The sequence below is a fragment of the Vulcaniibacterium tengchongense genome, assembly GCF_003814555.1.
Lineage (GTDB): Bacteria > Pseudomonadota > Gammaproteobacteria > Xanthomonadales > Xanthomonadaceae > Vulcaniibacterium > Vulcaniibacterium tengchongense.
Map to the genome: position 1 here is coordinate 80,634 of NZ_RKQN01000001.1, position 14,164 is coordinate 94,797.

A 14,164-nucleotide genomic window follows, 5' to 3' on the forward strand; every position below is an offset into this window, starting at 1 on the left:
GCGGGTCCGCCACGCATGCCGACCACGATTCCGGGCGCCAGCCAAGCCAGCTATTCGCTCAAGGACGGCGACACCTTCTTGGTCTGCGACGCGCTGGGCGACATCAGCGGCGAGGGCGACGGGCTGTTCCACGAGGGCACCCGCACGCTCTCGCGGCTGCGCCTGCGGCTGGACGGCGACTCGCCGACCCTGCTCAGCGCCGCGATCGCGCAGGACAAGGTGCTGTTCAACGCGCACCTGACCAACCGGCCGCTGCCGCCGATCGGCGGCAACCCGGCGGCGCAGGGCGTGATCCACATCGAGCGCACGCGCTTCCTCTGGAAGGGACGCCTGTACGAGAGCATCGCCTGCACGAACTACGCCGAGAACGACGTGTTCGTGCCGCTGCAGATCGAATTCGGCGCCGACTTCCGCGACCTGTTCGAAGTGCGCGGGCTGGAGCGCGCCGCGCGCGGCCGCTTCCCGCCGGCGGAGTTCGACACCGATGCCGTGGTGCTGCGCTACGACGGCCTGGACGGCGTCGCGCGCAGCACCACGATCGCGTTCTCGGAGGCGCCGACCGCGCTGACCGAGAACGCGGTGCGCTTCGAGCGCTGGCTGCCGCCGCGGCGCCAGTTCGAGTTGTACCTGGAGATCGGCGCCGAGCTGCAGCGGCCCGGCCGCGAGCGTTTCCGCACCGCGGCGATCCGGGCCCGGCGCGCGCTGCGCGCGCGCCGCCGCTCCGGCGCGCGATTGCGCGGCGGCGGCCTGCTGTTCGACGCATGGCTGGAGCGGTCGCGCATCGACATCGCCCTGCTCGCCAGCGACCTGCCGTCGGGCCCGTACCCCTACGCCGGCATCCCCTGGTTCTCGACGCCGTTCGGGCGCGACGCGGTGATCACCGCGCTGCAGACCCTGTGGATCGACCCGGCGCTGGCGCGCGGCGTGCTGGCGTTCCTCGCCGAGCGCCAGGCGCGCGAGGAGTCCGCGTTCCGGGATTCCGCGCCGGGCAAGATCATGCACGAGGCGCGCAAGGGCGAGATGGCGGCGCTCGGCGAGGTGCCGTTCGGGCTGTACTACGGCGGCGTCGACACCACGCCGCTGTTCGTGCTGCTGGCCGGCGAGTACTTCACGCGCGACGGCGACCGCGCCTTCCTCGACGCGCTGTGGCCGGCGCTGCTCGAGGCCACCGCCTGGATCGAGCGCAACTGCGACGCCGACGCGGACGGCCTGCTCAGCTATGCGCGCGGGGAGGCCACCGGCCTGGCCAACCAAGGCTGGAAGGACAGCGACGACTCGGTGTTCCACGAGGATGGCCGCATGCCGGTGGGGCCGATCGCGCTGGTCGAGGTGCAGGGCTACGCGTTCGCCGCGCTGCAGGCGATGGCCGAACTGTCGCGGTTGCGCGGCGACCTGGAGGGCGCGTTGCGCTGGCGCGCGCGCGCCGAACGCATCCGCACCGTGGTCGAGGCCCGCTTCTGGGACGAGGCGCTCGATTTCTACGCGCTGGCCCGCGACGGCGAAGGGCGGATGTGCCGGGTGCGCGCCTCCAATCCGGGGCACCTGCTGTACGTCGGCCTGCCCGACCCGAACCGCGCGCAGCGGGTGATCGCGCACCTGTGCTCGCCGGCGTTCGACAACGGCTGGGGCGTGCGCACGCTGGCCTCGGACCAGCCGCGCTACAACCCGATGTCCTACCACAACGGCTCGGTGTGGCCGCACGACGTGGCGTTGTGCGCGGCGGGCATGGCCCGTTACGGCGCGCGCCGCCAGGCGATGCGCCTGCTCGGCGAGGTGTTCGAGGCCGCGACCCACTTCGGCATGCGCCTGCCGGAACTGTTCTGCGGCTTTCCGCGGATGACCGGCGAGCCGCCGATCGCGTATCCGGTGGCCTGCCTGCCGCAGGCCTGGTCGGCCGGTTCGGTGTTCATGCTGCTGCAGGCCTGCCTGGGCCTGCGGGTGGACGCCTGGCGCGGCGAGATCACGGTCGACCACCCGCACCTGCCCTGGGGCGTGGACCGCCTGCGGGTGGAGCGGCTGGACGTGGGCGGTACCCGCGTCGACCTGATGTTCGAACGCGTCGGCGACCACGTGCTGGCCGCACGCGTCGGCGGCGCCCGCGACGTGGCGGTGACGGTGCGGATGTAGCGGCGCTTCCCGCTGCCGGGAAGAGAGTCCCGGCGCGGCCGCCGCGGTGAGAGCGAGGGCGGCGCGAATCCGCCGGCGCCGTCGCATCCGCGGCGGGCCGCCGGAGCTCCGCCGCCGCTTCGCGCCGGCCCGGAACCGCAGCGACGGACGCGCCAACGGAAACGGGCCGCGATGCGGCCCGTTCCATTCCTGCACGCGTTCCCCTCGGCGGGGCGGCGCTTACTTCTTCAGGCCGGCGTCCCTGCGCAGCTCCTCGGCCTTGTCGGTCTTCTCCCAGGAGAACGCGGTGGCGGTCTGCTTCTTGCCGGCGGCGTCGACGTAGGACACGTCCTTCGGCTTGCGGCCGAAATGGCCGTAGGCGGCGGTGTCCTGGTAGATCGGATGGATCAGGTCGAGCATCTTGACGATCCCGTACGGGCGCAGGTCGAAGTGCTTGCGGATCAGCTTCTCGATCTTCTCGTCCGGGATCTTGCCGGTGCCGAAGGTGGTGACCGAGATCGAGGTCGGCTCGGCCACGCCGATCGCGTAGCTGACCTGCACTTCGCACTTGTCGGCCAGGCCGGCGGCGACGATGTTCTTGGCGACGTAGCGCGCGGCGTACGCGGCCGAGCGGTCGACCTTGGACGGGTCCTTGCCGGAGAAGGCGCCGCCGCCGTGGCGGGCCATGCCGCCGTAGGTGTCGACGATGATCTTGCGGCCGGTCAGGCCGCAGTCGCCCACCGGGCCGCCGATCACGAAGATGCCGGTCGGGTTGATGTGCACCTTGTTCTTCGGCAGCGACTCCAGCCACTTCTTCGGCAGCACCGGGCGCAGGATGTGTTCGTACACGCCCTCGACCAGGTCCTTGTGCTTGATGCCCGGGTCGTGCTGGGTGGACAGCACCACGGCGTCGAGGCCGACCACCTTGTGCTCGCCGTCGTAGCGCAGGGTCACCTGGCTCTTCGCGTCCGGGCGCAGCCACGGCAGCGGCGAGTTCTTCTTCTTGCGGATCTTGGCCTGCTGCTCGACCAGGCGATGGCTGTAGTAGATCGGCGCGGGCATGAACTCCGGCGCCTCGTTGCAGGCGTAGCCGAACATCAGGCCCTGGTCGCCGGCGCCCTGTTCCTCCGGCTTCTTGCGGTCCACGCCCGCGGCGATGTCCGGCGACTGCTTGCCGAGCATGTTGATGATCGCGCAGGTGTGGCCGTCGAAGCCGACGTTGGAGTTGTCGTAGCCGATCTCGTTGATGATGCGGCGCGCCAGCGCCTCGATGTCGACCCACGCGGTGGTGGTGACCTCGCCGGCGACGATGGCGGCACCGGTCTTCACCAGCGTCTCGCAGGCCACGCGCGCGCGCTTGTCCTGGGCCAGGATGGCGTCGAGGACGGCGTCGGAGATCTGGTCGGCGATCTTGTCCGGATGGCCTTCGGACACCGATTCGGAGGTGAACAGGTAGCTGGACATCGAGGCTTTATCCTCGTATTCGGATGAAAGGATGGCGGCGCATGATACAGCCTCGGCCGCGTCGGCGCATTCTGCGTCATCCGCCGCCGGCCCGGGGTTAGCCCGCGTTTAACGAACCGCGCCGGCCCTTCCTCGCCACGGCTTCCCGCCGGCGGGCGCGGTTCGTACGGAAAGGCGAGGCGGGCGATGCCTCGCGCGTCCCCGGCCGTCTGCGGATCGCATCCGCCAATCCGCCATCGGTGGCGGATGCCCGGGCGCTTGTCACGCCGCTGTCGCCATCCGGACAACTCGCTGTCGCCGGCGCGGCGCAGGCTGCGCGCCGAGACGATCCCTGCCGGGGCGCCCCGCGAAGCCCGCATGCTGCAGTTCGAACACCGCCTGCAAGAGCGCTTTCCGCAATGGTTCCGCGGCCGCCGCGCCGCGCTGGCGCGGCCGCTGCTGCGCACGATCGGGCGCTGGTCGCGGCTGGACGAGGTCGAGCAGTTCCTGCGCGACAACGGCCACCTGCGCGACTTCGCCTTCGTCGGCGCGGCGCTGGACCACCTGCAGGTGCGCTACCTGGCCGAGCCGGAGGAAGTCCGCCGGATTCCCGAGCGCGGCCGCCTGCTGATCGTCGCCAACCATCCTTCCGGCGCGCTCGACGCGCTGGCGCTGCTCGACCTGGTCGGCAGGGTGCGGCCGGACGTGAAGATCGTCGCCAACGACCTGCTCTGCGCGCTGCAGCCGCTGTCGGGCCTGCTGCTGCCGGTGCGCATCCTCGGCGGGCGCCCGGGCGCCGACAGCCTGCAGGCGATCGAGGCGGCGTTGCGCGCCGAGCAATGCGTGATCGTGTTCCCCGCCGGCGAGGTCGCGCGCTTCGGCCTGCGCGGCGTCACCGACGGACGCTGGCGGCGCGGCTTCCTGCGTTTCGCGCGCACGACCGGCGCGCCGGTGCTGCCGGTGCGGATCGAGGCGCGCAATTCGGCGCTGTTCTACGGCGCCTCGGCGCTGTTCAAGCCGGCCGGCACCGCGCTGCTGGCGCGCGAGATGTTCGCCCGCCGCGCGCGCCGGCTGGCGCTGCGCATCGGCCGGCCGCTGACCCTGCCCGCGCGGGGCGACGCGCGCGCGCTGCTGCGCGCGGTGCGGCGCGAGCTGTACGCGATCGGCACGCCGCGCGAGCGCGCGCACGGGCCGGAGGCGCTGGTCGAGGCGGTCGACCCGGCGGACGTGCGCGCCGGGGTCGAAGGCATGGAACTGCTCGGCCGCACCTTCGACGGCAAGCAGATCCGCGTCGGCCGGTTGCCGACCGGATCGCCGCTGCTGCGCGAGATCGGCCGCCTGCGCGAGCTGACCTTCCGCGCGGTCGGCGAGGGCACCGGCCAGCGCCTGGACGTGGACGTGTACGACGCCTGGTACGAGCACATCGTGCTGTGGGACGAGGACGCGGCCCGGATCGCCGGCGCCTACCGCATCGCCCGCGGCGCGCGGGTGCTGGCCGAGCGCGGGCTCGGCGGGCTCTACACCGCCTCGCTGTTCCGCTACGCCGACGATGCGATCCCGCGCATCGCCGCCGGCATGGAGCTGGGCCGCAGCTTCGTCGCGCCGGAGTACTGGGGCAGCCGCAGCATCGACTACCTGTGGCAGGGCATCGGCGCCTACCTGCGCCGGCATCCGGGCGTGCGCTACCTGTTCGGGCCGGTGTCGATCAGCGCCGCGCTGCCGGCGGAGGCGCGCGAGCAGATCGTCGCCTACTACCAGCGCTACTACGGCAGCGCCGAGGCCTGCGCGCAGTCGCGGCGGCCGTTCGCCTACCGCGCCGCGCCGCCGCGGTTCGACGCGCTCGACGCCGCCACCGCCTTCCGGGTGCTGAAGAACAACCTCGACGCGCTAGGGGCGAGCCTGCCGATGCTGTACAAGCAGTACACCGAACTGTGCGAGCCGGGCGGCGCGCGCTTCCTCGCCTTCGGCGTCGATCCGGACTTCAGCGACGCGGTGGACGGCCTGATCGAGGTCGATCTGCACCGGCTGCGGCCGAGGAAGCGCGAGCGCTATCTCGGCGCCGCGGCGGCCGCCGAGGTGGCGGCGTGATCGCCGCCCTCGCTCGCGCGGCGGGCAGGGGCGGCGCGACGCGGAGCGTCTTCGTCCCCGCGAAGCCGGGCGGCGGGCCCGCGCGCCGCTCCGGCGCGCGCCGGAGCGCGGCGGAGATCGCGCCGCACCGCCGCGCGGTGTTTCTGTCCGACGTGCATCTCGGCTCCAAGCACTGCCATGCCGCCGAACTGGCCGAGTTCCTCGCCGGCCTGCGCTGCGACCGCCTGTACCTGGTCGGCGACATCGTCGACCTGTGGTGGATGGCGCAGCGGCGCGCGCGCTGGAGCGCGGCGCACAACCGGGTGGTCGAGGCGCTGCACGCGTTGCGCCGCGCCGGCACCGAGATCGTCTACGTGCCCGGCAACCACGACCGCCCGATCCGGCGCTTCTGCGGCCTGGCGCTGCCGCGCATGCGCGTGCGCCGGCGCCTGGTGCACGCCACCGCCGACGGCCGCCGCCTGCTGGTGGTGCACGGCGACGACTACGACGCGGTCACCCATTTCGGCGGCCTGCAGGAGCGGCTCGGCGACTGGCTGTACTACCGCATCCTCAGTGGCAACCGCCTGCTGAACCACGCCCGCCGCGCCTGCGGCCTGCGCTACTGGTCGCTGGCCGAGTTCCTCAAGCGGCGCAGCGGCGCCGCCGAGCGCTACATCGCCCGCTTCGTCCAGGCCGGGCTGGACGACGCGCGCCGGCGCGGCCTGGATGGCATCGTCTGCGGCCACATCCACCGCGCCGCGCTGTGCGAGCGCGAGGGCCTGATCTACGCCAACGACGGCGACTGGGTCGAAAGCCTGACCGCCTTGGCCGAGGATCCGGACGGCACCCTGCGCCTGCTCGCCCACACCGGCGAAACGCTGGCCGAACTGCCGGCGCGGGCGGCGTCCGGCCCGGCCGCGCCCCGCGCGCTGCCGCACGCGGCCTGAGACGCGCACCGCGCCGCCATCGCGGCGGGCGCGCGAGGCGGCATGGCCGGCGGCCCGGCGCTTCCGGGTATTCCGGCCCGCGACCCGGGCTGCTAGCTTCCGCACATGGACTCGTTGACCCAGATCGTGCTCGGCGCGGCCGTGGCCGCCGTCATCGCCCCGCCGCAACACCGCCGCGCCGCGCTGCTCGCCGGCGCCGCGCTCGGCACCCTGCCGGACCTCGACGTGCTGCCGGTCAACCTGATCACCGACGACCCGGTCGCGCGCATGACCTGGCACCGCGGCGTCAGCCATTCATTGCTGGTGCTGCCGTTCGTGGCCTGGGCGGTCTGGGCCTGGTGCCGCTCGCGCGGCGGCCGCGTCGCGCAGGCGCCGCGGCGCTGGTTCTGGGCGATCCAGCTGGCGCTGCTGACCCACCCGCTGCTGGACGCGTTCACCGTCTACGGCACCCAGTTGCTGTGGCCGTTGCCGTTCCGGCCGGCGATGTGGTCGAGCGTGTTCATCATCGACCCGCTGTACACGATATGGCTGCTGTTCGGCTGCGCGGCGGCCTGGTTCGCGCGCGCGCGGCCGTGGGCGCAGAAGGCGCTGGTGCTCGCGCTGGCCCTGAGCACGTCGTACCTGGGGCTGTCGCTGCTGGCGAAGGCGAAGATCGAGCGCGACGCCGAGGCCGCGCTCGCCGAACTGAACCTCGCCGACGCGCCGCGCTTCTCGGTGCCGATGCCGTTCAACATCCTGCTCTGGCGGGTGGTGGCGATGACGCCGGACGGCTTCGTCGAGGGCGAGCGCTCGCTGGCCGCGGACCGGGGGCCGATGCGCTTCCGCGCCTACCGCTCGGACGTGCGCGCGCTGGCGCAGGTGTTCGACTATCCGAGCGTGCAGCGCCTGCACTGGTTCAACCGCGGCTTCATGAAGGCCGAGGCGCGCGACGGCGCGCTGGTGCTGTCGGACCTGCGCATGGGCGCCGAGCCGGACTACAGCTTCCGTTTCGCCGTGGCCGAGCGCGACGGCGAGGGCTGGCGCGAGATCCCGCCCCGGCAGCTGCAGTGGCCGTGGCAGGCCGGCCGCCGGCTCGGCGCGATGTGGCGGCGCATCTGGCACGAACCCGCGGAGGCGCCGGCGCGGGAGGCGGTGGCCGCGGACCTGTCGCGCGTGCCCGCGGGCGCCCGCGCCGGCGCCGGCGCGCAGCGGTGAGCGCGCCCCCGCCGATGCCGGCGCCGGGGGATGCCGCGCCCGCGGCGGCGGCGCCGCTGATCGAGCTCGACCGCGCCACCGTGCTGCGCGGCGAGGTGCGCGCGCTGCACGAGCTGTCGTTGCGCATCGGGCTGGGCCAGCACACCGCGATCCTCGGCGCCAACGGCAGCGGCAAGTCGACCTTCGTCAAGCTGATCACGCGCGAGTTGTACCCGCTGGCCCGCGAAGGCGAGACGCCCGTGCGGGTGCTGGGCCAGGGCCTGTGGGACGTGGCGCGGCTGCGCTCGCAGCTCGGCATCGTCAGCGGCGACCTCGGCCTGGACCTGCGGCAGATGGCCGGCCTGGACGCGGAAAGCGCGGTGCTGACCGGCTTCTTCGCCAGCCTGGCGCTGGAGCAAGTGGCCGATGCGGGCATGCGCGAACGCGCGCGCGCCGCGCTGGCGCAGGTCGACGCGCTGGCCCTGCGCGGGCGCCGCTACGCCGAGCTGTCGACCGGCGAGGCACGGCGCGTGCTGGTCGCCCGTGCGCTGGTGCACCGCCCGCGCGCGCTGCTGCTGGACGAACCCACCGCCGGGCTCGATCCGGTCGCGCGCCGGCGCCTGCTCCGGACGCTGGGCGGGCTGGCGCGGCAGGGCATCACCCTGCTGCTGGTGACCCACCACATCGAGGAGATCGTGCCGGAGATCGGGCGGGTGGTCCTGCTGCGCGCCGGGCGCGTGCTCGCCGACGGCGCGCCCGAAGCCGTGCTCACCGCCGAACTGCTCGGCGCCGCGTACGGCGGCCGCGTGGACGTGCGGCGCGAGGGCGGGCGCTATGCGCTGGCCGCGATCTAGCCGGCTCCGCGGCCGCGGTTCCGGCCGATCGGTCCTGTTCCGCGGTCAATACACCGTCGCCCGCGCCTGCACGAAGGCGTAGAAGAACACCGCGTTCGGGTCGTTCTGCACCGTCTGCATCTCGCGGTGCATGCCGTCGACGGTGGCGCGGTCGACCTTGCCGGCCTCGATCAGCTGGTCGGCGGCGGACATCAGCAGCTCCTCCCAGAACGCGATCATCTGCTTGCGCCGCGCCGGCTCGCGGTTGTCGAAGTGGAAGGTCTTGATTTCGGTGGCGACGTCGCGGTAGCCGTTGGCCAGCAGCAGGTTGCCGAGCTTGGCGCCGATGAACGGGTCGCCGCCCATGTCGATCTGGTAGTCGTTGAACGCCATCCAGTAGCGCCAGGTGTTCGGCGAGTACGGGTCCAGCAGGAACGAGGCGTTCATCACCTCGGTCACGTAGATCGCCGAGCCCGGCGCGAGCACGCGCCGCACTTCGCTCAGCACCCGCGCCGGCGAGGGCACGTGCTCCAGCACCCAGCACAGGAACGCGGCGTCGAAGCTGCGCGCCTCGAACGGCAGGTCGGTGGCGTCCGCCTGCTGCAGCGCGTAGCGGCCGTCGAACCAGGGCATCGCGCCGAGGTTGCGGCGGGCCGCCTCGATCTGCTTCTCGTGCAGGTCGACGCAGGTGACGTGCAGCTCCGGGAAGCGGCGCAGCAGGATCTCGGTCTGCGCGCCGACGCCGCTGCCGACCTCGAGCAGGCGCTTGGCGCCGCCGTAGTCGATGTTGCGGAAGATCGTCGATTCGGCGATGCGCGCCTGCTTGACCAGGCGCGCCTGCTCGGTCTGCGAAAAACCGTGCAGGTAGGGGAAGTCGCAGGTCGGGTTGGCTTCGTTCATGCCCGAGGCATCGGTCCCGCGGTCGGCTTTTTCAAGGGCGGCGGCCGCCCGCCCGCCGCGCCGGCTGACCGCCGGTCACGCCGCGGCCGGCAGCGCCGGCGCCACCCCGGCGATCAGGGCGTCGAAGTAGTCGCGGGTCAGGCGCAGCTGCGCCTCGGCGGTCTCGGCGCGGTTGGCCACGGCGCGGAAGGCGGCGTTCTCCGGCCGGTCCTTGGCGTACCAGCCCAGGTGCTTGCGGGCGATGCGCACGCCGGCCTGCTCGCCGTAGAACGCGTGCAGCTGCTCGAGGTGGCCGAGCAGGAGGTCGCGCACTTCGGTCAGCGGCGGCTCCGGCAGCCGCTCGCCGGTGGCGAGGTAGTGCGCGATCTCGCGGAAGATCCAAGGCCGGCCCTGCGCGGCGCGGCCGACCAGCACGCCGTCGCAGCCGGTGTGGGCCAACACCTGCGCCGCCTTCTGCGGCGAATCGATGTCGCCGTTGGCCAGCACCGGGATCGACAGCGCCGCCTTGACCTCGGCGATGGTGTCGTATTCGGCCTGGCCGGCGTAGTGCTGGTCGCGGGTGCGGCCGTGGATCGCCAGCGCGGCGATGCCCGCGCCCTCGGCGATGCGGGCGATCCGCAGCGCGTTGCGCTGGTCCGCGGCCCAGCCGGTGCGGATCTTCAGCGTCACCGGCACCTCGACCGCGCCGACCACCGCCTCGAGGATGCGCGCCACCAGCGCCTCGTCGCGCATCAGCGCCGAACCGGCCCAGGCGTTGCAGACCTTCTTCGCCGGGCAGCCCATGTTGATGTCGATGATCTGCGCGCCGTGGGCGACGTTGTGGCGCGCGGCCTCGGCCATGACCTGGGGCACGGTGCCGGCGATCTGCACGCTGACCGGCGCCGGTTCGCCCTCGTGGTCCATGCGGTGGCGCGACTTCGCGGTGTTCCAGAAGCGCGGATCGGACGTGGTCATCTCCGAGACGCACAGCCCCGCGCCCAGGCGCTTGCACAGCATGCGGAACGGCTTGTCGGTGACCCCGGCCATCGGCGCGAGGATCACGTTGGGAGCGATGATGTGGGAGCCGATGCGCAGCATGGGCGACGATGCGCTGCGAGGGGAGCCGCGATTCTACCGCAGGGCCTTTCGCAGCCCGGATGCGGCCGGCCGAAGCGTGCCCGGGCGGCCCTGGGGTGGCGGTGTAACGCGCCCGGCGTCCGGGCCGGGGAAGGCGATTGCGCGGTGCGGTCGGCCTGGACCAGGCCGAGGGCTGGCCGAGCGCCGGCGAGTGCCGCGGGGAAGAGGCCTCGATCGAAGCAAGCGCCGGCCCTCGGCCCGCCGGTACTCGCGTTCAGCGATGCCCGCGGCGCCGGCGCCAGAACAGGAAGCCGGTGACCAGCAGGAAGCTCGGCAGCAGCCCGGCCAGCGCGGTGATCCACTTCATCGCCGGCCCGCCGACCGCGCCGATGTGCAGCGGGTAGATCGCGTCGCTGGCGCGCGACCCCAGGCCGTTGCGCGTCGCATCGTAGACCTGCAGCACGCCGCGGCCGTCGGCGGCGATCGCGACCTGGCTGCGGCCGACCGGGTGCCATTCGCCTTCCGCGCGGACGCGGAAGTTCACCGCGCCGCTGCCGGCCTTGGGCACCGAAACCCGGCTCAGGCGCGCGGCGGGCAGGCCGCGTTCGGCCCGGGCGAGGACCTCCGGCCACGCGATCGCATCCCCGCCTTGCGCCTGCGCGGGCGCAGGCACCGGGCTGCCGCCGAACGCCGAGGTCAGCGCGGCGCGGAAGCCGGCCGAGTAGATCATGCCGACGCCGGTCAGCGTCGCCAGCAGCAGCAGCGGCAACAGGAGCACGCCGCTGCTGCGATGCCAGGTGAGCCAGCGCCGCACGGGCGGCCCGGCGTGCAGCTTGAGCTGGGCCAGCAGGCGCCCGCGCTTGGGCCACCACAGGTACAGGCCGGTGGCCAGCAGGCCCAGCGCGCACCAGCCGGCGAGGCCGAGGATCCCTTCGCCGGTTTCGCCCCCGAGCAGGCGGGTGTGCAGGTCGCGCAGCCACAGCAGCGCGTCGTCGCGGGTGGTGCGGTACAGCAGCAGTGCGCCGTCCTCGGGCGCGAACAAGGCGCGGCTGCCGTCCTCGAAATAGCCCTGCCAGACCGGCAGTTCCGCCTGCGGCAGATCGAGCGAGCGCAGGCCCTGCGGCGCCCAGCGCTCGACCAGTCCCGCCAGCACCGCGGCGTCCGCGACCGGCGCATGCTGCGCCAGCTGCGGATGGCGCAGGCGCAGCAGGTCGCTGTGGAACACCAGCACCGTGCCGCTCAGCGATACCAGCGCGAACAGCGTGCCGACGCTCAGGCCCGCCCACAGGTGCAGCCAGGACAGCGCCGCGCGCAGGCGCCGACCCAGGCCGGGGCTCGCGGCGTCGGCGTCGGCGCGCGGCATCGGGCTCAGAACCGGTGCGACCAGCTGGCGCTCAGCACGCGGCCGCGGCCGGAGAAGTAATCGTCGTCCGCGCCCACCGTCTGCGAGTAGTAGGTGATGTACTGCTCGTCGAGCAGGTTCTCGATGCCGAGGTTCAGGCGGCCCACGGGCAGCGCGACGGACGCCTGCAGGTCGACGGTGGTGTAGCCGTCGAAACGGACGTCGCCGCCGGTGCGGCTACGGAACGTGCGGCCGAAGGCGCGGCTGGCCTGCAGCCGGGTCGAGACGGCGTCGCTCCAGCGCTGCTCCCAGAACGCGATCGCGCGGTCCGGGCTGATGTTGTTGCCCTGCAGGTCGCTGTCGACGCGGCCGTCGGCGTTGGTGTCGTAGCGGCCGTCGGTCTGCGCGTAGGCCACGCCGATCCGCGCCGCTTCGGTGACGCGCAGGGCGACGTTCGCCTCGATGCCGTCGATCTCGGTCTTCTGCCGGCTGACGTTGTAGCTGTCGGTGGCCGGATCGTAGACCAGCACCGAGCCCAGGTCCGAATCCGACCAGTACGCGGCCAGGTGCGCGTTCCAGCGGCCGTCGTCGTAGTCCAGGCCGATCTCGCGGTTGTCGGCCACCACCGGCTGCAGGTCCACCAGGTTGTCGACCCGCTGGCCCGGGCGGTTGATCGCGCGCAGCACCCGGCCGATGTCGGCGACGGTGTAGCCCTCCGAATAGGAGGCGTACAGCTTGAGGCTGCCGGTGACGTCCCAGACCGCGCCGAAGTTGGGCAGGGTCTCCTCGGTGGTCGGCTTGCCGCCTTCGACGGACCGGCTGCCGTAGGTCGGCAGCGTGGTGTAGTCGTCGACCTCCAGCTCGCCGCGCTCGTAGCGCAGGCCGCCGGTGAGCAGGACCGGGCCGACGCGGTATTCGGCCTGCAGCAGCGGCGAGTACGAGGTGTAGGTGGTGACCGGCACCCAGTTTAGGCCGCTGACCAGCAGCTCCTGGTAGGTCTCGTCGCGCTGCACGTCCAGTCCCAGGGTGAGGCGCAGCGGCAGGCCGGCGATGTCGCCGCGCGACCAGGTGAACTTGCCGCCGAGCTTCTCCGACACGTTCTGCGACTGGTCGTCCCACACGCCGGTGCCCGGGCCCCAGAAGTCGGTCCAGCGGCTGGAACCGTAGCGGCCCTCGAAGTCGGCCCAGTACAGCTGCGCCTGCAGGAACCCGCCCGCCAGCGCCTTGTCGGTGTAGTCCAGCGACAGCGTGGTCGAGAGGTTGCGCGGCGGCGCCAGCGACGGCCGGCCCTCGATCGAGGTCGCCGGGAGGCCAGCGTCCTTGTCGCCGAACACCGCGGTATAGTCGCCGTCGCCCTCGAGCTCGTAGCGGCTGGCGGTGAGCTGCAGGCGGCGGCGCTCGTCGAACGTCCAGCCGGCCTTGGCGAACAGGTTGCTCGCGGCCGAGTCCATCAGGTCGCCCTGGACGTTGCTGACCGCGATCGGCCGGCCTTCGCCGTCGTAGTACAGGCCCTCCTTCGCGTACGACGCGCCGCCGACGAAATCGAACGCGCCCTGCTTGACACCGTACAGCCAGGAACCGCGGTAGCCGGCGCCGTCGTCGCGGCGCGGCAGTGCGCTGCTGGCGCCGACGGCCACTTCGTTGAAACGGCCGTCGCCCTTCGGCGCGCGCTTGGTGATGATGTTGATGATGCCGCCGGACGCGCCCAGGCCCTGCAGCGCGTTGGCGCCGTGGATCACCTCGATGCGTTCGACCATCGCCGGGTCGATGGTGTGGGCGTCGCGCGAGCCGTCGCGCAGCGGCGTCGACTGCGGCACGCCGTCGATCATGTACAGCGGCTGGCGGCCGCGCACCGATTCGCCGGCGCTCGACAGCTTCTGCCGCGACGGCGCGAACGCCGGGATCAGGTTGGCCAGCACCTGCGACAGGTCCTGGGTCAGGGCGAGCTGCTGCTCGAGCTGGACCCGGTCGATGAGGGTGATGGTGTTCGGCAGGGCGGCTTCGGAATCCGGGATCCGGCTGGTGCTCGCCGAGACGGTGACGCGGTCGAGGTCGGTGGCCTCGTCGGCGTGGACGGGCAGGGCGGAGGCGGCCAGCAGGGCGCTGGCGAGCAGGGTGCGGCGCGGCATTGCGGATTCCGGGCGGAAAGTCGGCCGGCCATGTTAATGCGAACCATTCTCAAGAGGAAGCGGCCGCATGCCGGCCGCGGCGCAGGCCCGTCGCCGCATCGGCGGAAGCGCGGCGCGTCCCGCGCGAACGGTGGAAGTGCCGCCGATCCCGGCGCCGACGAGCGCGAG

The 14,164-nt window shown here is 73.0% G+C and carries 10 protein-coding genes; 5 read left to right on the top strand and 5 right to left on the bottom strand.

The features are described 5' to 3' along the window. The first annotated feature begins 15 nt into the window (after window positions 1-15). Window positions 16-2,127 (top strand): amylo-alpha-1,6-glucosidase, encoded by a 2,112-nt coding sequence (locus EDC50_RS00425; RefSeq protein WP_123768516.1) that lies wholly within the window; start codon window positions 16-18, stop codon window positions 2,125-2,127. 219 nt (window positions 2,128-2,346) lie between these two features. On the opposite strand, the gene metK is transcribed toward EDC50_RS00425, so the two are convergent. Further along, window positions 2,347-3,570, bottom strand: a complete 1,224-nt coding sequence (gene metK / locus EDC50_RS00430; protein ID WP_123768517.1) for a methionine adenosyltransferase — start codon at window positions 3,568-3,570, stop codon at window positions 2,347-2,349. A 357-nt stretch (window positions 3,571-3,927) separates the two neighbouring features. Here metK and olsF point away from each other — a divergent pair, with 357 nt between their 5' ends. The 4 genes from olsF (at window position 3,928) to EDC50_RS00450 (ending at window position 8,590) form a co-directional block, all read left to right on the top strand. Continuing rightward, on the top strand, window positions 3,928-5,637 hold the full coding sequence (gene olsF / locus EDC50_RS00435) for a bifunctional ornithine lipid synthase OlsF (protein WP_123768518.1): 1,710 nt from the start codon (window positions 3,928-3,930) through the stop codon (window positions 5,635-5,637). Window positions 5,638-5,774: 137 nt separating this feature from the next. Then, window positions 5,775-6,563 carry a UDP-2,3-diacylglucosamine diphosphatase gene (locus EDC50_RS00440; protein WP_425477851.1) on the top strand — a complete coding sequence of 263 codons (789 nt, stop codon included), beginning with the start codon at window positions 5,775-5,777 and terminating at the stop codon, window positions 6,561-6,563. A 105-nt stretch (window positions 6,564-6,668) separates the two neighbouring features. Beyond that, window positions 6,669-7,757: a metal-dependent hydrolase gene (locus EDC50_RS00445; protein WP_123768519.1), complete on the top strand. Its 1,089-nt coding sequence runs from the start codon at window positions 6,669-6,671 to the stop codon at window positions 7,755-7,757. Between the two features lie 14 nt (window positions 7,758-7,771). Then, window positions 7,772-8,590: an ABC transporter ATP-binding protein gene (locus EDC50_RS00450; protein WP_170167596.1), complete on the top strand. Its 819-nt coding sequence runs from the start codon at window positions 7,772-7,774 to the stop codon at window positions 8,588-8,590. Window positions 8,591-8,635: 45 nt separating this feature from the next. On the opposite strand, the gene EDC50_RS00455 is transcribed toward EDC50_RS00450, so the two are convergent. The 4 genes from EDC50_RS00455 to EDC50_RS00470 form a co-directional block, all read right to left on the bottom strand. Next, window positions 8,636-9,469 carry a class I SAM-dependent methyltransferase gene (locus tag EDC50_RS00455; RefSeq protein ID WP_123768520.1) on the bottom strand — a complete coding sequence of 278 codons (834 nt, stop codon included), beginning with the start codon at window positions 9,467-9,469 and terminating at the stop codon, window positions 8,636-8,638. Between the two features lie 75 nt (window positions 9,470-9,544). Beyond that, the gene (gene dusB / locus EDC50_RS00460; RefSeq protein WP_425477852.1) at window positions 9,545-10,546 is read right to left on the bottom strand and encodes a tRNA dihydrouridine synthase DusB; all 1,002 of its coding nucleotides are present in this window, start codon (window positions 10,544-10,546) and stop codon (window positions 9,545-9,547) included. A gap of 253 nt (window positions 10,547-10,799) precedes the next feature. Then, the gene (locus EDC50_RS00465; RefSeq protein ID WP_123768521.1) at window positions 10,800-11,888 is read right to left on the bottom strand and encodes a PepSY-associated TM helix domain-containing protein; all 1,089 of its coding nucleotides are present in this window, start codon (window positions 11,886-11,888) and stop codon (window positions 10,800-10,802) included. Between the two features lie 5 nt (window positions 11,889-11,893). After that, window positions 11,894-13,996, bottom strand: a complete 2,103-nt coding sequence (locus EDC50_RS00470; RefSeq protein WP_123768522.1) for a TonB-dependent receptor — start codon at window positions 13,994-13,996, stop codon at window positions 11,894-11,896. Window positions 13,997-14,164: the final 168 nt, after the last annotated feature.

Coding starts and splice junctions, on each gene's coding strand:
- metK (WP_123768517.1), bottom strand. CDS start 3,570: ATGTCCAGCTACCTGTTCACCTCCGAATCGGTGTCCGAAGGCCATCCG.
- EDC50_RS00450 (WP_170167596.1), top strand. CDS start 7,772: ATGCCGGCGCCGGGGGATGCCGCGCCCGCGGCGGCGGCGCCGCTGATC.
- EDC50_RS00445 (WP_123768519.1), top strand. CDS start 6,669: ATGGACTCGTTGACCCAGATCGTGCTCGGCGCGGCCGTGGCCGCCGTC.
- EDC50_RS00470 (WP_123768522.1), bottom strand. CDS start 13,996: ATGCCGCGCCGCACCCTGCTCGCCAGCGCCCTGCTGGCCGCCTCCGCC.
- EDC50_RS00425 (WP_123768516.1), top strand. CDS start 16: ATGCCGACCACGATTCCGGGCGCCAGCCAAGCCAGCTATTCGCTCAAG.
- EDC50_RS00455 (WP_123768520.1), bottom strand. CDS start 9,469: ATGAACGAAGCCAACCCGACCTGCGACTTCCCCTACCTGCACGGTTTT.
- olsF (WP_123768518.1), top strand. CDS start 3,928: ATGCTGCAGTTCGAACACCGCCTGCAAGAGCGCTTTCCGCAATGGTTC.
- dusB (WP_425477852.1), bottom strand. CDS start 10,546: ATGCTGCGCATCGGCTCCCACATCATCGCTCCCAACGTGATCCTCGCG.
- EDC50_RS00465 (WP_123768521.1), bottom strand. CDS start 11,888: ATGCCGCGCGCCGACGCCGACGCCGCGAGCCCCGGCCTGGGTCGGCGC.